Source organism: Paenibacillus sp. FSL R5-0341 (genome assembly GCF_037975235.1).
Taxonomy (GTDB): Bacteria; Bacillota; Bacilli; order Paenibacillales; family Paenibacillaceae; genus Paenibacillus; species Paenibacillus amylolyticus_A.
This window is the reverse complement of record NZ_CP150241.1, coordinates 4810423-4827608: the sequence shown is the minus strand read 5'-3', so window position 1 is coordinate 4827608 and position 17186 is coordinate 4810423. Positions and strand designations below refer to the sequence as shown.

The 17186-nt window shown below is 46.8% G+C and carries 16 protein-coding genes; 13 read left to right on the top strand and 3 right to left on the bottom strand.

What is annotated here, in order from left to right; translation table 11 throughout:
- Positions 1–290 precede the first annotated feature (290 nt).
- Both MKX75_RS21645 and MKX75_RS21640 read left to right on the top strand, forming a co-directional pair.
- The gene (locus MKX75_RS21645) at positions 291–1625 is read left to right on the top strand and encodes a glycoside hydrolase family 43 protein (protein ID WP_339166773.1); all 1335 of its coding nucleotides are present in this window, start codon (positions 291–293) and stop codon (positions 1623–1625) included.
- Between the two features lie 235 nt (positions 1626–1860).
- Complete coding sequence (locus MKX75_RS21640) at positions 1861–3705, top strand: RICIN domain-containing protein (RefSeq protein ID WP_339166772.1); 1845 nt, start codon at positions 1861–1863, stop codon at positions 3703–3705.
- 129 nt (positions 3706–3834) lie between these two features.
- On the opposite strand, the gene solA is transcribed toward MKX75_RS21640, so the two are convergent.
- Positions 3835–4968, bottom strand: coding sequence for an N-methyl-L-tryptophan oxidase (gene solA / locus MKX75_RS21635; RefSeq protein ID WP_139331934.1), 1134 nt, complete (start codon positions 4966–4968; stop codon positions 3835–3837).
- Positions 4969–5099: 131 nt separating this feature from the next.
- Here solA and MKX75_RS21630 point away from each other — a divergent pair, with 131 nt between their 5' ends.
- The 6 genes from MKX75_RS21630 (at position 5100) to MKX75_RS21605 (ending at position 9689) form a co-directional block, all read left to right on the top strand.
- Complete coding sequence (locus MKX75_RS21630) at positions 5100–5657, top strand: GNAT family protein (RefSeq protein WP_062835730.1); 558 nt, start codon at positions 5100–5102, stop codon at positions 5655–5657.
- Positions 5658–5766: 109 nt separating this feature from the next.
- Positions 5767–6522, top strand: coding sequence for an exodeoxyribonuclease III (locus tag MKX75_RS21625; RefSeq protein ID WP_076332853.1), 756 nt, complete (start codon positions 5767–5769; stop codon positions 6520–6522).
- Positions 6523–6710: 188 nt separating this feature from the next.
- Positions 6711–7694 carry an alpha/beta hydrolase gene (locus tag MKX75_RS21620; protein WP_076332854.1) on the top strand — a complete coding sequence of 328 codons (984 nt, stop codon included), beginning with the start codon at positions 6711–6713 and terminating at the stop codon, positions 7692–7694.
- A 50-nt stretch (positions 7695–7744) separates the two neighbouring features.
- Positions 7745–7891 carry a hypothetical protein gene (locus MKX75_RS21615; RefSeq protein WP_165980244.1) on the top strand — a complete coding sequence of 49 codons (147 nt, stop codon included), beginning with the start codon at positions 7745–7747 and terminating at the stop codon, positions 7889–7891.
- A 31-nt stretch (positions 7892–7922) separates the two neighbouring features.
- Positions 7923–8504, top strand: coding sequence for a hypothetical protein (locus tag MKX75_RS21610; protein WP_339166770.1), 582 nt, complete (start codon positions 7923–7925; stop codon positions 8502–8504).
- Between the two features lie 201 nt (positions 8505–8705).
- Entirely contained in the window at positions 8706–9689 is a 984-nt protein-coding gene (locus MKX75_RS21605; protein ID WP_076318750.1) for a diaminopimelate dehydrogenase, read from the top strand.
- Positions 9690–9844: 155 nt separating this feature from the next.
- Here the strand turns inward: MKX75_RS21605 and MKX75_RS21600 are convergent, their stop codons facing one another.
- Both MKX75_RS21600 and gdhA read right to left on the bottom strand, forming a co-directional pair.
- A complete protein-coding gene (locus tag MKX75_RS21600; RefSeq protein WP_339166768.1) occupies positions 9845–10699 on the bottom strand; it encodes a pentapeptide repeat-containing protein in 855 nt (284 codons plus the stop codon).
- A 199-nt stretch (positions 10700–10898) separates the two neighbouring features.
- Positions 10899–12275, bottom strand: a complete 1377-nt coding sequence (gene gdhA, locus MKX75_RS21595; RefSeq protein WP_062836149.1) for an NADP-specific glutamate dehydrogenase — start codon at positions 12273–12275, stop codon at positions 10899–10901.
- A 397-nt stretch (positions 12276–12672) separates the two neighbouring features.
- On the opposite strand from gdhA, the gene MKX75_RS21590 reads away from it, so the two are divergent.
- The 5 genes from MKX75_RS21590 to MKX75_RS21570 all read left to right on the top strand — a co-directional run bounded on the left by MKX75_RS21590 (position 12673) and on the right by MKX75_RS21570 (position 17176).
- Complete coding sequence (locus MKX75_RS21590) at positions 12673–13146, top strand: GreA/GreB family elongation factor (RefSeq protein WP_145149926.1); 474 nt, start codon at positions 12673–12675, stop codon at positions 13144–13146.
- A complete protein-coding gene (locus MKX75_RS21585; protein WP_339166765.1) occupies positions 13136–13642 on the top strand; it encodes a cation:proton antiporter regulatory subunit in 507 nt (168 codons plus the stop codon). Before MKX75_RS21590 ends, MKX75_RS21585 begins: the two co-directional genes overlap by 11 nt.
- Before the next feature lie 3 nt (positions 13643–13645).
- Positions 13646–14851: a cation:proton antiporter gene (locus MKX75_RS21580; RefSeq protein ID WP_062835722.1), complete on the top strand. Its 1206-nt coding sequence runs from the start codon at positions 13646–13648 to the stop codon at positions 14849–14851.
- A gap of 551 nt (positions 14852–15402) precedes the next feature.
- Entirely contained in the window at positions 15403–16119 is a 717-nt protein-coding gene (locus MKX75_RS21575) for an expansin EXLX1 family cellulose-binding protein (RefSeq protein WP_339166763.1), read from the top strand.
- Between the two features lie 109 nt (positions 16120–16228).
- Positions 16229–17176 (top strand): alpha/beta hydrolase, encoded by a 948-nt coding sequence (locus MKX75_RS21570; RefSeq protein WP_339166762.1) that lies wholly within the window; start codon positions 16229–16231, stop codon positions 17174–17176.
- The last annotated feature ends 10 nt before the right edge of the window (positions 17177–17186 follow it).

The following is a 17186-nucleotide window of genomic DNA, read 5'->3' as shown; positions in this document are numbered from 1 at the left end:
TCTTCGGATTCAGTCTTGTGAGTAAATTGGGCTAAGGGAATGGGTGAACTGTGGTGATCGGGTCTGTAGAATGGGCAACTGTAACACTTGTAACATCAATATTTGTAACCGTTTACATAATTAATGAGTGTTCATCCATGATCTGTGAAGGGAGTGATGCTTCATGTAATTGGAATTCGAACAGTAGCCGAGAGGTGTTGCTCACAGGGATTACTCCCAAGTTATTTTATTTTAACAATAAGGTACAAGGTTTTGGCATGTTTATCATTCATGCATAAGGAGCTGACCTGATGTTAACGAAGAGGAAAGATAGAGCAAGTGGATCTAGCGGTTTTAAGGCCGAAATGATTCTGCTGCTCGGAACATTACTTCTATTAACCATGGTATTCCCGAATACAGCCAGAGCAGCAACAAGTGTCTATACGATATCCGCCTTTACGAACACAAGTGAGTCCAATATGTATATCTACGAATCCTATAATGCGACCCACTATGGTTTGCTGAAAGGGCCAGCCTATACACCTCCGGCCGATCTGATCCGCGATCCCAGCATCATGAAGCACACCGATGGTCTATATTACGTCGTCTACACCACGAATTGGTCAGGGAACACCATCGGCATCGCCTCCAGCCCGGATAAGGTAAACTGGACGTTTGTCCGTAACATTATATTATCCACACCAACCACGATTGCACACACCTGGGCACCAGAATGGTTCAAAGACAGCAACGGCAGTCTGCACGTTATCGTGTCCCTCTCACCAGGTAACTATGAGAATTTCAAACCATATGTCATCACCGCTTCAGGCAGCAATCTGACGTCTACCTCATGGTCCGCACCTACTGAACTGGCAGGCATTGCTCCCAATTATATCGACACATTTATCGTGAAGACAGGATCAACCTATCATGCTTTTACCAAGAATGAGACCACCAAATACATTGAATATGCGACATCTACCTCGCTGACCGGTCCTTATACTTTTAAAGGCACAGGAGATTGGGCAGGTTGGGGATCTTGGGTGGAAGGTCCGGCGCTTGTTCAGCTGGATAATGGTTCATGGCGAATCTACTTTGACGGTTATGCGACACAAAAATATTATTACAGCGACTCTGCTGACAACTTCCAGACTTGGGGTGCCAAGCAGGAGATTGCGGGTCTCACCGGACTCGTCCGGCATATGACCGTATTGAAAGAGTCCGGACAACCGGGTGATATCCGCAAGCTGGAGTCCTTCAATGTGCCTGGCAGCTTCATTCGTCATTACAACTATCAGGCACGGATTGATGCGAGTGTTAGTCCAGCGGAGGATGCGCAGTTCCGCATCGTTCCAGGTTTGGCGAATGCAACAGGCATTTCATTTGAGTCCATGAATTATCCGGGTTATTTCCTGCGCAATAATAATGTTAGCATTACACTCGTGAAAAATGACGGCAGTGCTACATTCCGAAATGACGCCACGTTCAAACGTGTAAATGGACTTGCTAATGCCAGTTGGACATCGTATGCCTCGTTTAGTAATCCAAACCTGTACCTGAGACATTATAATAATGTGCTGAAATTGGAAGCTGTCGTTACTGCACTCGATAAGTCAGACGCGACTTTCCGAGAAGTTGCACAATAATGGGTGTTTATTTTCTAAGTTAAACTATACATTTACACGATAACGGAGAGGTCAGAAATAACTTGAAGAAGCGAAGCGTGCGCCTAAAAGCTTTCTGAAAGAAAGCTACATCGGAAGCATACGCTATCCCCGGATTTTTCCCTTTTTAAGAATAATTAAAAATCTGGGGATAACAGCGATCGGAAAGTTGTTCTGACATCGGAGTGCAAGTGTAAATTCATAAGGAGTAAAGCGGATGAAGTGGTTAAAACGAATGAGCTCGTTGCTTCTGGCAGGAAGTTTGCTTACAGGCAGCCTGGGTCTGGGGACAGAAGCATCTGCAGCAGGAGCTTACACGGCTGTTGCCGATCCATCAAAGCAATATCAGACGATGGAAGGCTGGGGAACATCTCTCGCATGGTGGGGCAAAGTGGTTGGAGAGTATTCCAATCGCGATGAGTACGTAGAGAAAATGTTCAACGCGAATACCGGACTGGGTCTGAACATCCTACGGTACAACATTGGAGGCGGGGATAATCCATCATCCAATATCCTCGAATACCGCAAAGCCGTTCCTGGTTACCAGCCTTCTCCCGGCGTGTATGACTGGAATGCAGATGCGAACCAGCGTTATATGCTGCAAGCTGCCAAAGCTCAAGGCGTGAATGTCATCGAAGCCTTTGCGAATTCCGCACCTTACTGGATGACGATCAGTGGTGGTGTGTCCGGTGCGGCTAATGGAGGAAATAACCTCAAGCCAGATTATTATGATGATTTTGCCGACTATCTGACTGAGGTCGTGAAGCATTTCCGGGATAACTGGGGAATCACATTCGATAGCGTAACTCCGCTCAATGAACCAATCTCGACGTGGTGGAAGCAGGGCAATGACCAGGAGGGCATGCACTTTGAACGGGCGGATCAGAACACGATTCTGAGTCAATTACAAGCCTCGTTGAGTGCGAAGGGCCTGTCTACAAAGCTGAGTGCACCGGAAGAATACAGTATCGATGATACCAATGTGTCGTTCAACAGCTACAGCACCGCGGTGAAATCAGCAATCAGTCAGATCAACACACATACGTATGGTGGAAGTAATCGAACTGCTTTGCGCAACACAGCGACGTCTGCGGGCAAACATCTGTGGACCTCGGAATACGGGGACGGGGATGCAAGTGGACTTACCATGTCACGTACCATCCTCAAGGATATTCGCAATATGGGCGCAAGTGCGTGGGTGTATTGGCAAGCCGTGGATAGTGCAGAAGGATGGGGATTCTTCAAAAATGTGCTGAACAATACGCAAACGACCAGCTACACGGTGAACCAAAAATATTATGTCATGGGCAATTACAGCAAATTTATTCGTCCTGGATACAAGATTATCGGCATGAGTGATGCGAATACCCTTGCAGCCTATGATACTGTTTCCGGCAAAGTTGTGCTGGTTACAACCAATTCGGAATCGACGGATACAACGGTAACCTATGATCTCAGTCGTTTTACTAACACAGGCACGTCTGCTCAAGTATATCGTACCTCTTCAACAGAGAAGTTGCAGCAACTGACCAATATTTCGGTGCAAAACAAAACCTTTACCGCTACGGCCAAGGCCAACTCGGTCACAACTTACGTCATTTCCGGTGCAACTTACAATGGTGGTACAGGATATGAAGCTGGGGCCATCTACAAATTAATCAACCGCAACAGTGGACTTGCACTCGATGTGAACGCTGCTTCTACTACAGGTGGAGCAACGATCATTCAGTGGAATGATAATGGAGCAGCCAACCAGCAATGGAAGCTGGAGTCTACAGGCAACGGATATTACAAAATCCGCAATGTGGGCAGTGGGCTTTTGCTGGATGTGAATTCAAGTTCCACACAAGGCGGAGCTTCTCTGATTCAGTGGCAGGATAACGGGGGCAATAATCAGCAATGGCTGCCGATTGATGTGGGAGGATATGTGGTACTTGCCAATCGAAACAGTGGCCTGACGGTTGACATCAATCAAGGTTCTTTGACCGCAGGTGCCTCCACGATTCAATGGGCCGACAATGGCGGTGCCAATCAGCAATGGAGTCTCGTCAAAGTGAATTAGTGTGGGTCGGCATGAAATAACTTTCTTACGTTTCCTTCTTTCTTGGAGGTGCAGTGCTTTGAGCAACACTGCACCCTCTAGGAAAGTAGCTATTTTATACATGCATATGTTCATTCACCCGTCTTGTACTTAACGAAAACGTGACAAAGCGAACTTTCTAATATCCTGATCCGTGTGCCCCGTTTGCACCAAGTCGGCTAGAATTTGCCCAATAGCACTTGCGAACTTGAAGCCATGGCCGGAGAAACCGCCTGCGAGCCACACACGTTCATGGGCAGGGTGCCGGTCGATAATAAAATCTTCATCTGAAGTGAATTCATACTTACACACACTACCACGTCTTAATTCTCCAGCTGCCTGAGGCATATGAAGTTCGAGCAGCCTGCGCAGATCACCCTCGTCCGTTTCTTCCGCACCAAAAGGATCCATTGTATTTCCTGGTGTCCACACCTGACCTGTATCATGACGCCCCATCTTCAGACCTGATCCGCCAATGCTTGGAAATCCATAATATATACCTTCTTTTCCTGCCAGTGTAAATCCGGGGAAATGTTCCTCACCATACAAAGCCTCTGGTACATCAAACCATCCAACCGTTTTACGCACAGCCTGAATCGGAAGATCCACGAAAGGTTTTAACGTCTGAAACCAGGCACCAGCGCTCAGGATAATTTGATTCGCATGGTATGTCTCACCACCTGAAGTCTGAACGGCCACGGAATGTGGTCCGTATTCGATATGCTCCACACGAGTGTGAGTTAACAAGGTAGCACCATGAGCCTCTGCTGCCTTGCGATAGGCACGGATACAGCGTTCACTATACAAATAACCCGCATCAGGCTCATACATACCCTCGTAATGTTCAGGTACTGTAATACCTGGCCAGCGTTTCATCACCTCGGCTGCATGCAACGTTTCATAACGAATGCCTGCATCATCTGCATGGCTCAGTCGGTTGTGGAAGGAATGAATCTCCGGATCAACCACATTTATTACACCAGAAGGAACAAAAAGTTGGTCTCCGGTCGTTTCCTCCAGCTCGTGCCATAACTTCTGTGCAAGTAATGCCATAGCAATATAGTCAGGCCCACCACTGTACACATGGCGTATCAGTCTTGTATCTCCGTGATGACTTCCTTCCGTATGCGGAGGATCAAAGGCATCGATTAATAAAGTTTTGCATCCACTGCGCGATAGATAATAACCTGCACTCATGCCCATGGAGCCAGCTCCAACGATAATAACGTCATATGATTGTGTGATAATAGCACGTCCTCTCCTATGTATCCTTTTCTACAGTAATGCCTTAATAGAACATATTAATAGTAAAAGCTTGATGAAGGCAAGTGTAGTAAAATGGACTTCTACAATGAATGTTGCAAAGGAGACCTCGCATGAGTGAGCAATTTAGATTTGATCTATTTCCATTAATTCAGACAGAACGATTCTTCCTCCGGTCAGCCGAGGCCAAGGACAGTCACGATTTGTTGGCGTTATATTCGGATGAAGCTGTGATTCAATATATGCCATTCACTCCCTTTGAATCTGTGGAGGATGCACAGGGTGAGATGAACTGGTATACGAAGATTTTCAAGGAACACACGGGTTTACGCTGGATGATTGAAGACCGTGAAACTCGTAAAGTGATCGGAACCTGTGGGTTCCTGAACTATGAAGATGTACATCACCGTGCAGAGATTGGATACGACTTGCGTTCCTCTTTCTGGGGCCGCGGTGTGATGACGGAAGTGGCACATGCTGTGTTACATTTTGGATTCACAAATATGCAGCTCAACAAGATTGAAGCGAAGGTTGAACCGGAAAACGAGGCGTCAATTCGCCTGTTACACAAACTTGGTTTTCAACAGGAAGGTGTACTGCGGCAACATGAGTTTGAGAAAGGCAGATATATTGACCTTGCGGTGTTCTCCAAGTTGCGAAGCGAAACATAGGCAAGTCAGCCCATAAGGATTCCAATGACTCCATCTCATTCCAGAGCCGTAAGGCTTGTCCCTCTGAATGTGCCCATGCTATATTGGAGAGATGTGAGGAGATGAGGATATGAAGCTGGTGTCCTGGAATGTGAATGGCTTAAGGGCATGTGTGACCAAAGGATTCATGGATTATTATCAGGAGAGTCAGGCGGATATTTTCTGCCTTCAGGAGACCAAATTGCAAGCCGGACAGATTGAGATGGACCTGGGGGAAGATGTTTATCAATATTGGAATTATGCGATCAAAAAAGGATATTCCGGTACCGCTGTATTTAGCCGCATCAAGCCTATATCCGTTCGTTACGGGATGGAGGAAGACAGTGAACCGGAAGGCCGGATGATTACACTGGAGTATGATAGTTTTTATCTGGTGAACGTCTATACACCTAACGCGAAGCGGGATCTGACCCGGCTGCCTTACCGTCTGGAATGGGAGGATCGATTCCGGGGGTACATTCTGCAATTGGAGGAGACTAAGCCAGTTATCGTCTGTGGTGACCTGAATGTGGCTCATCAGGAGATTGATCTGAAGAATCCGAAGCCCAATCTGGGCAACTCGGGATTTACCCTTGCAGAGCGTGGCAAGATGACCGATTTGCTTGCTTCTGGTTATGTGGACAGCTTCCGCCATCTGTACCCGGATCGTACGGATGTGTACAGCTGGTGGTCTTATATGCCAAAAGTTAGAGAACGGAATGTGGGATGGCGCATTGATTATTTTCTAGTATCCAATCAATTGGCACCTAAGGTGGCAGATGCGCATATCGACTGCCACGTGATGGGCAGTGATCATTGCCCGGTGGGTCTTACTTTGCAACTGTAAAGGCATAGATGAACTGCAAGTTTCCTGAATGGGAGATTTGCAGTTTTTTTTATTTCACAGGTAGGGGGGAGAGACTGGACTTTGGTTGGGGAAAGAACTGGACTCCGGATTGTTTCAATTCAGCTATTTCTTGGGTACGATTGAAGCATACATATACAGATGAACCTTTGGGATAAGGGGTAGAGAAGATGAAGAAGGGGTTACGGAGAGGGTTGAAGGTGCTGGGAGGCATAATGCTCGCCACAGGGCTTTTACTGCTGACGGGAACGGCGTATGAGGCTTATCAATCCACGCAGGATATGAAGTCCTATCCCCCGCCAGGCAAGTATTATGAAGTGAGTGGTCGCAACATGCATCTCTACACGGCTGGCAAAGGAGAGGTAACGGTGGTATTTGCCTCAGACTGGGGTACGCCCAATCCTTATGTGGATTTCAGCCCGCTATATGACAAGTTGAAATCACAGGTGAAAATTGCGGTATATGATCGGTTCGGGTATGGATACAGCGATTATACGGATGAACCTCGTGATGTCGACACCATCTCGGAAGAGATCCACCAATTGCTGCGAACATCCGGTCAACGTCCGCCTTACATTATGGTAGGTCACTCTATGGGTGCGCTGGAGACACTACGGTTCGCGCAAAGGTATCCTGATGAGGTTGCTGGCATGGTCATGATCGATGGTGGAAGCCCAGAGTACTATAGCCGTGCGGAGATGGATATACCGGAATGGATGATGGATTGGTCCCGTTTTCTCGTGAAAACAGGCATCGCACGAACGTTGCTACAATCGGATCGTATGATGGCATCTCTGGTCATTGACCCGAAACTGGTAACGGAACCGATGAAAAAGGCCGTCATGATATCCACGTTAAGACATGCGTACAATGACAATGTCATGGAAGAGGTTCGGAATTCCAGAACGAATGCAGCGTGTGTGCTTGAGAACAAAACGAAGTTCGATTTCCCCCTGACGATCCTGACAGCCGGTTCGGAGGATTCGGCTGAGGACAGTGAGGCATGGCAGACCGATCAAGCGGATTTTGCTTCATGGTCAAGACATGGAACACAACTGACAGTTCCACATGCGAAACACAGTATTCATAAAAGTCAGCCGGATATTGTCGCTGCCGAGATCATGAAATTAGTGACACCGTCCAGTGACCTATGAGTAACATAATTCCACAAACACATGATGAACAGGATGAGGAGGAGGGAAGCATGAAAAAGTTTAGAGTAATCACCCGATTCCTATCCATACTTGTAGCCAGTTGTCTATTATCTTTAAGTGTATTATCTGTATCCGTGATATGGGTCAAGAATAACGTTCATGCGGTGCCTGTGATCCAGTCGTTTGAACGTGATTAGCACATAAACGAAGAAGAAGGAGTGATAACGGATGGTGAAGAGAAGGAATTATGTAATAGTCTGTGCGGCACTGGCGATGATGGTGGCCTTGAGTGCTTGCAGCAGTGCGGCAGACGAACCGACAGGTGATACGGAGAAGGTGGACACTGAAGTTTCCTCCGGAACTGGTGAACAAGCGACTAATGAAGGTGCAAGCGAAGCAACAACAAGTACAGTGACCGAAACGGAAGGTACGACTGCACCAACCGACTCGGATTCAGATCGTGGTGAGGAAGCGACTGCTGGAACCAATGAGTTGCCGGAAAACTTGCCAAGTGATTTCCCGTTGCCGGAAGATGCAACGATTCGTTTAGCCAATTCCGGTGAGAATGAAGGAAAGCAATCAGCCATGGTGATTTTCTCGACTGAACAAGATATGAAAACCGTATCCCAGCTGTATAAAGATTACTTCAACGCCAAAAAGTTGACGGATGCAGGTCAGACGATCGATGACAAAAATATTATCATTCAGGGAACCGACCCGGAGACGCAGGATGTCTGGTCCTTGATTGGAGGAACATTGGCGGGACAGGAAGGCGTCATTGAACTGACGTTGACCTGGACAGAATCCTAAGCAGAAGATAAGGGCTATTTTTCTTTCCTGCTAACTTTCTTCCTAAAATAACGAATGAACGCCATAATACCTTGCATACGGAGCCGCATTATTGCTGCACCGCTGCAAGGTATTTTTATTTCGAACTGGAAACCTGACAGGTTACATGGTATGTTATATCATTATAAGTAATAGACAACTATAGAAGAAGACAGGAGAGGATTGAACATGATTAGAGTGGGTATTGTTGGTTACGGTAACTTGGGTAAAGGTGTAGAGAAAGCCATTTCCCAGAACGAGGATCTGGAACTGATTGCTGTGTTTACACGTCGTAATCCGGAGCAGATGGTCGCTGAAAGCACAGAAGTACGTTTTGAGCATATCTCTGCAGCGGAGCAATACATAGGCAAGGTTGATGTTATGATCCTCTGTGGTGGTTCTGCAACCGACCTTCCAGAGCAGACACCAGCCATCGCCAAGTTGTTCAATACGGTAGATAGCTTCGATACACATGCTAAGATTCCTGAATTCTACAAAGAGGTTAATGCTGCGGCAGAGCAAGGCGGTCACGTAAGTGTCATTTCCACAGGTTGGGACCCAGGCTTGTTCTCCATGAACCGTCTGCTTGCACAGTCCATCCTGCCAGAAGGAAAAGAGTACACGTTCTGGGGCAAAGGTGTGAGCCAAGGCCACTCGGATGCTATTCGTCGTGTTCCAGGCGTTAAGGCTGGTGTACAGTATACTGTACCTGTTGAAGAGGTGATCAACCGCATTCGTGCAGGGGAGACACCAGAGCTGTCTACACGCGAGAAACATCTGCGTCAATGTTATGTGGTAGCAGAAGATGGTGCTAATCAGGATGAGATCCGTGAGACGATTGTGTCGATGCCTAACTATTTTGCAGATTACGATACAACTGTAACGTTTATTAGCGAAGAAGAATTGAAATCCGAGCATGAAGGTATGCCGCATGGTGGATTTGTTATTCGCAGTGGGGTTACAGGGGCTGGTCAAAAGCAAATTATTGAATTTGGTCTGAAACTCGACAGCAATCCTGAATTTACAGCAAGCGTACTTGTAGCGTATGCAAGAGCTGCACAACGCTTGAGCGTGGAAGGACATAAGGGTGCGAAAACGGTATTTGATATTCCGCTCGGTCACCTGTCTCCGAAATCGGCTGAAGATCTTCGCCGCGACTTGTTATAATTCTGATTCATTCCTGTGATTTGTATAACAAACAGCTCGTCCTTGGATATATAGGACGAGCTGTTTTTTTGCTGTATACGATTCATACATTCGTATGAATTAGCAAGGTACATTGCTGGTTATATTCCTGCTCATGCTCTTGCGGAAATGGCACCCTACATCCAGTGTGAGGGAATGCTTAAATGATCTGGCAACTTGGTATTCACATTACCTTTGGCTGCATTAATCTGCGATTGCGTCAGGAAGATGCCACCTCTCAGGTCCGCATCGCCCAGATCCGTGTCCCGCAAGTCTGCGCCAATCCAATCCGCATTTCGTGTATCTGCATTTCGGAGGTCGGCTGCAATCATTAATGCCCCCCGGAAGCTTGCGCCCCGCAGGTCAGCTCCCTTTAAGTTGGCACCAAAAAAGTCACTTCCCGTACGTTTCTTACTCTTCTTCGACTTCCCTTGTCCATGAGCGCTGGGTGGCACATTGGCACGTACCATTTCACTTGCCTGAACCAGGAGTTGATTCACAGTGGACCGATGGTCGGCGATGTCCAGACGGAGAAGGGACGCAGGCTCCAGATTGCTCAAGCGCTCGATCTCCTGATATAACTCACCGAATGCCGAGTGAAGGGATGACGTTTCCGGTCTCATCATCATTTCCTTCATATAACTGAGCAACTCGTGAAGTTGTCGCAAGGCAGGCAGACAATCGAACATCTCGTTTGCAGACTCCGGATGATCACGCCAATCTTTGCCCGCGTAGGTCACTTGTGACAGCTTCTGTCCAGCTCCGAAACAGTCGTATACCGTACAGCCTTTGAACCCTTTCTGCCGAAGCTGGGTATGAATACCGCAGCGATTGTCCGTGCGCAGATTGGGGCAGGGTGTGCCGCTGGCTTTTTCAAAAGCAAAGTCCGATGACTTGCCATAGGGCAAGGCAACACAGCATAGGCCAAAACATTGCTCACAGTCTGCGCTCAGATGAGGACTCGCAGTGCTGGCAAATGGTTGGTTAGACAATGTAAACACTTCCTTATAATAGTACAAAATAATAGTACAAATAGATGAAATTACGTCAGTACCACTTTACCATTGCCCTGGGATTAGATCAATTGATAACAAGGAAAAAAGGGCGTTCCCCAAGTTAATAGGAACGCCCTTTGATCGTGGAGAAACCTACCGTTATTCAGGTATCTCTCCATATTATTCTGTATTTAACTTAAACTACACCTTGAGCGATCATGGAATCGGCTACCTTAAGGAAACCGGCGATGTTCGCTCCGGCTACGAGGTTGCCTTCGCAGCCATACTCTTCTGCAGCTTCTACACAGCTGGTGTAGATGTTCTTCATGATGTCATGCAGCTTCGCGTCTACTTCTTCAAATGACCAGGACAACCGCATGCTGTTCTGTGACATTTCAAGAGCAGAAACGGCTACACCGCCGGCATTAGCCGCTTTGGCTGGACCGAACAGCACGCCTGCGCCGTGGAAGACGTCAATGGCAGCCAGAGTGGAAGGCATATTCGCGCCTTCGCCAATGGCCTTCACGCCACCTTTGACCAGAAGGGCCGCAGCTTCTTCATCGATCTCGTTTTGCGTCGCACATGGAAGAGCGATATCACAAGGGATAGACCAGATACCTTCACAGCCTTCAGTATATGTAGCATGCGGGTGTTCTTTGATGTATTCGCTGATGCGCAGACGATCAACCTCTTTCAGACGTTTCACGGTATCCAGGTTGATGCCTTGTGGATCGTATATGTAGCCACCTGAGTCACTACACGCCACGACGGTAGCTCCAAGCTCCTGTGCCTTCTGAATGGCATAGATGGATACATTACCAGAGCCAGAGACAACGACTGTGCTGTCCTTGAAGCTGAGCCCTTTGGATTGCAGCATCTCCTTCACAAAGTACACACAGCCGAAGCCAGTCGCTTCCTTACGTGCCAAGCTTCCTCCGTACAGCAGCCCTTTACCTGTCAATACGCCTGCCTCATGCCCGCCATGGATACGTTTGTATTGGCCGAACATGTAACCGATTTCCCTTGCGCCTACACCAATGTCACCTGCCGGTACATCCGTATCGGAGCCGATATATTTGTACAGCTCTGTCATGAAGCTTTGCGTGAAACGCATCACTTCCAGATCTGATTTTCCTTTGGGATCGAAGTCAGAACCACCTTTACCACCGCCAATAGGCAGTCCGGTCAAAGCATTTTTGAAGATCTGTTCGAAGCCGAGGAACTTGATAATGCCCGAGTATACGGAAGGGTGGAAGCGAAGTCCGCCTTTGTAAGGACCAATGGCACTGTTGAACTGTACCCGGAATCCACGGTTAACCTGAACTTTGCCTTGATCATCTACCCATGGAACACGGAATGTGATTACACGTTCAGGTTCGACAAGCTGTTCCAGCAGACTGTGGTTCTTGTATTTGGGATGTGCTTCAATGACAGGAATAAGGGAATCCAGGATTTCTTTGACAGCCTGATGGAACTCATCTTCGTGCGGATTTCTGGCGACAACCGACTCGTAAACGGAATGAACATATTCTGCGGCAGTAACTTGAGCTGACTCTGTAGTTTCTTTTGTTATCGTGGACACTTTTTCAATGCACTCCTTTATTGTGTTAAAGTCTGTAGATGCTTATTTGTATAAATTGCATAAAAGTTTGTAGTTAAATATACAGGAAAGCAAATAAAAATACGAGATAGAAATCCATAAAATGTTTTTTATACAGTAATTAAAATGTTCTATGGATCTACCATCTGATGTAAAGAATTCAATTATAAAATGGAAGATATGACCACTAATAATAATAAAACAGCAAGTTAGCCGAATATACTGGATTAATATATTAGTTTTGGTAAGATGGTAAGAAGGTCTCGTATTCAGGGGGCTTTTAACAATACAAAGGAGGAAAACAAGATGATGAAGAGAAACATGCCAATCAACATGGAGAACAAGGCTTGTATAGGGGGTGAAATCTATTATGAACCATAGGACTTCCCGCCAAAATTGCAGAGAGAAGCTGGTGAGCCAGCTATTTACATTGGGTGAAGAGAAAAGAACATTTCTCGACGCCTATTTTGACGTGCGTGATCCGGAGCGAATACAGTTGGAAAAACAGCTGCTGGCGTATACGCAGTATGTGGAAAAACTGCTCCTCGGTCCTGATGAAGATCTGGACTCGGCTGTATTGATCGGCAGTCATATTGATTTTGAATATATCGATTTTCATACGTCAGATTCGTTCATGATTGTCATGCCAGATGATACGGATCCGGATGAGGGACGTATTTCCTTCCTTTCCCCTGTAGGGAGTCAATTACTGCTTGGCAGTAAAGGGGAAGTGCGGTCCGTTCATACGCCATCAGGCTCGATGCGGATACGAATCACTGGAATTGAGCTGAAGAGCGAAACCTTGAACGGGTTGGCCTTAGGGGGTGCAGATCATGCACTTTAAAGAGACGGACTTACCCGGGATTGGACGTAAATACTGGTTGCATACCCGCAGTGGTGAGCACCTGGTTATTGTGATTCATAACGACGAGCGACGTGACCTGTTCCATATGGAATCAGGGGATACGCCTGAAGAACTGAGTGATATGGTATCTCTTGTGACCCTGGACGATGATGAAGCCCGTGCGGTAGCCGCTATCGTCGGTGGGATGACCTACAAACCTCAGTTTCAGAATGAACGTGAAGTGATGCTTGAAGGGTTGTTGATTGAATGGCTTCGAATCGAGCCTCACGCGGCAAGCATAGGCATGACAATTGGTGAACTGGATATTCGGCAGTCTACAGGGGCCGTTATTCTGGCTGTTGTAACCAAGGACAGGGAAAAGCAATTTAATCCCGGTCCGGATTACGTTTTTACCTCTGGAGCTACAATTGTGGTTGCCGGTGAACGGGATCAGATCAAACAGCTCAAACAATTGTTGACTGATGGACGGACTTAGCCTATGGATATGCTCATATTCGAAGTGGGAATTGCCGTTGCGCTGATTACACTTACGGGGCTGATATCTTCACGATTACGTTTTTCGGTCATTCCTTTCTATATCCTGATTGGTATGGCTGTAGGACCACATGCACCACAGATCGGGATTGTGGATTTACGTTTTATCGAAAGTTCGACCTTTATTGAATTTATGGGCAGGCTTGGCATTTTGTTTTTGTTATTTTATCTGGGTCTGGAATTCTCGGTCTCCCGTCTATTAAAGTCTGGCAAAGCCATTCTGACCGGGGGCATGTTCTATGTAGGTCTTAATTTTGTCTCGGGTCTGCTACTGGGCTGGTTCATGAATCTGCCGCTCCAAGAGACACTTGTTGTCTGTGGCATCATGACCAGTTCTTCTACAGCCATCGTGGCTAAAGTGCTCGTAGATCTGAAACGCACGGCGAACCCGGAGACAGAGATTATTATGGGTATGATCATGTTTGATGATTTGTTCATCGCGATTCATATCTCGATTCTGACCGGACTTGTGCTCAGCGGGGCAACTTCATTCTTAAGTGTCCTGCTGGTGTCCCTATCTGCGTTGCTGTTCATTGTGCTGTTCCTGATCATCGGCAGAAAGTGCATCAAATATATTGATAAGGCACTGAACATTAAGTCGTCGGAGTTGTTTCTGTTAACTGTTATGACACTGCTCTTCTTGGTGGCAGGTTTCTCGGAGACACTTCATGTAGCCGAAGCAATCGGGGCTTTGATGATGGGACTGGTGCTGGGCGAATCAAGACATGTCAGCCGGATTGAGCATCAGATCATGCCTTTCAAAGATTTTTTTGGTGCGATTTTCTTCTTCAGCTTTGGCCTGACCATTGAGCCGTCATCACTTGGCGGAGCTGTGGGCATGACGATTATTGCCGTTATTCTGACGATCGCGAGTAACTATGGTGCAGGCATGATCGCTGGCAGATTGGCTGGAATGAGTCCAAAGGCCTCGTTGAACGTGGGCTTTACCTTGGTCTCCCGAGGCGAATTCTCCATTATCATGGCGAACATCGGCAAGGCCGGAGGACTGATGGCGTCCATCCAATCGTTTGCCGTATTATATGTGTTAATTCTGGCTGTGCTGGGGCCGATCCTGACGAAAGAATCTCCGCGGATCTATGCTCAGTATGAGCGTCTAAGGAAGCGGATGAAACGAAGGGAAACGGGTTAGTCGAACGCTGGCTGTCCTTAGACAGATCGGGAATTCTGACCGTAGTGTTTAATAGGACGTCACACCTTTTGGAGAGAGAAATCACTCCAGGGTGTGGCGTTTTTTTTATTACTGGGAACCCATCCAATACAGCCTTGTTATTATACCTATTTCACCAAATTATGGTATGTATCCATATCTTGTGCGTGGTCGTGAATGTTTAAGTCCACGGGCAGGACTATAGATGTGATTTGGTAGATAGGGATTGAAAATAAACAGTTATTATGTAAAATAATGTTATATTCAAATCTAGCAGTTGAATAGATATTTTACACGAGAACGTAGAGGACAGAAGAGACCTGAAGAAGCGGAGCTAAAAGCTTTCTGGAAGAAAGCTACTTCGTAAGCATGTACTTCGCCTTTATCAACAGATTTTCACCTTTGCAAAAAAAAATCTGGGGATAACAGTGATCGGAAGGTTATTCTGTCATCGGAGTGGCAAGTGTAAATATTCTTTTGTTCAACTTATGTTTCAGTGTAACAGAAGGTAGAATGACGAGGAGGAATAGTTGATGAACAAGAAAAGTAGATTTCAACGGTTAAAATGGGCCGGTACAGGGTTGTTGCTCAGTCTCGTATTATTTGCTCTACCTGCATCTGCTGCATGGAATGATACATATCAGGGTTACGCGACGTATACGGGCTCAGGCTACTCGGGAGGTGCGGTGTTGCTTGATCCCATCCCGGCAGACATGAAGATTACTGCACTTAATCCATACCAGCTCAATTATAACGGTGTCAAAGCCGCTTTGGCGGGAGCCTATCTCGAAGTGGAGGGCCCTAAAGGCAAAACAACCGTCTATGTAACAGACCTCTATCCAGAGGGCGCCAGTGGAGCGCTGGATCTTTCGCCGAATGCCTTTAACCTGATCGGTGACCCGAAGGCAGGCAAAATCAATATCAGCTGGAAAGTGGTCAAAGCGCCAATCCAAGGTAATGTCTCCTATCGGATCAAGGAAGGCAGCAGTCAGTGGTGGGCAGCTATTCAGGTTCGTAATCACAAATATCCGGTGCTGAAGTTCGAAGTGAAACAGAAGGATGGTACGTGGCTCAATCTTGAAAAGCAAGACTATAATCATTTCCTTGGAACGGGACTGGGCAAAGAAAAACTGAACATTCGTATTACCGATATTCGCGGTCAGGTGTTGAATGATACGATCCCTGCTCTGCCTAATGATGGATCGGGTGGTGCATATATCGTACCGGGCAATGTACAATTTCCCGATTGACAGATATATGAGGGTGTTATACAAAGAAGTATGATCATAGACGGTTTATAACGAAAAGTCGTACATTGTACGGCTTTTTTTTGTATACGAAAAGAGGAGAATGTACCGCATGACAAAAAGTTTGCCTTCCTATCAGACAACACATCCCTATTGGAAGCAGTATCAGGTCTTTTTCCCGGAAGAAGTCAGGCTGGACGATATTACAGCGCCTGAAGAAGAATGGTGGGAATCGAATGGGGTTCATCTACATATTGATCGATTACCCGCACCGGAGTCTTCAATCAAAATTCTGTTCATTCATGGTGCGGGAGGCAATGGCAGGTTGCTCGCTCCGTATGCCCGCATGTTACAGCGGAATGGATACGAAGTGGTATCGCCAGATATTCCACCGTATGGGCTAAGTTACGCACGGCCTGGCACACGTATTAACTATGAACTATGGATAGACCTACTTGTTTCACTCATTGATCGGGAATATAAGAGAGACGGCAAGCCAATCGTCGTATTGGGAAGTAGCATCGGAGGGATGCTTGCCTATCACACCAGTGCTCGCAGCAAGCACGTTAGGGGTTTGATCGCAACTACATTTGTAGACACCAGTAATCCGGAAATGCGTGATCAGCTCGCGCCGAATCGTCTGGTGAGCCGTGTGGGAAAACGGATGATGGATCTGTTTCCTGGTCTACTGGATCATGTACATATTTCGGTCAAGCAGGTATCCCGCATGCAACTGATTACCAATAACGAGGACTTAACCCGGCTTATTATAAATGATCCACAAGCGGCAGCCACACGAATTCCGTTGGAACTGTTAAGAACATTCCTTAATAAGGAGCCTAAGGTAAGCCCGGAACAGTTCGGCCAGTGTCCGGTCCTGTTGGTTCACCCTGAACTGGACCCCATGACACCGATCCGGTTCAGCCAATCTTTTTTTGATCGACTGGTGGTGGAAAAGGAATGTGTGATCTTGGAGGGTGCAGGCCATTTCCCTATAGAGCAACCAGGACTTAAGCAGCTGGAGGCGGCGGTGTTACGATTTTTACAGCAGATTCAATGAAGACCAACAG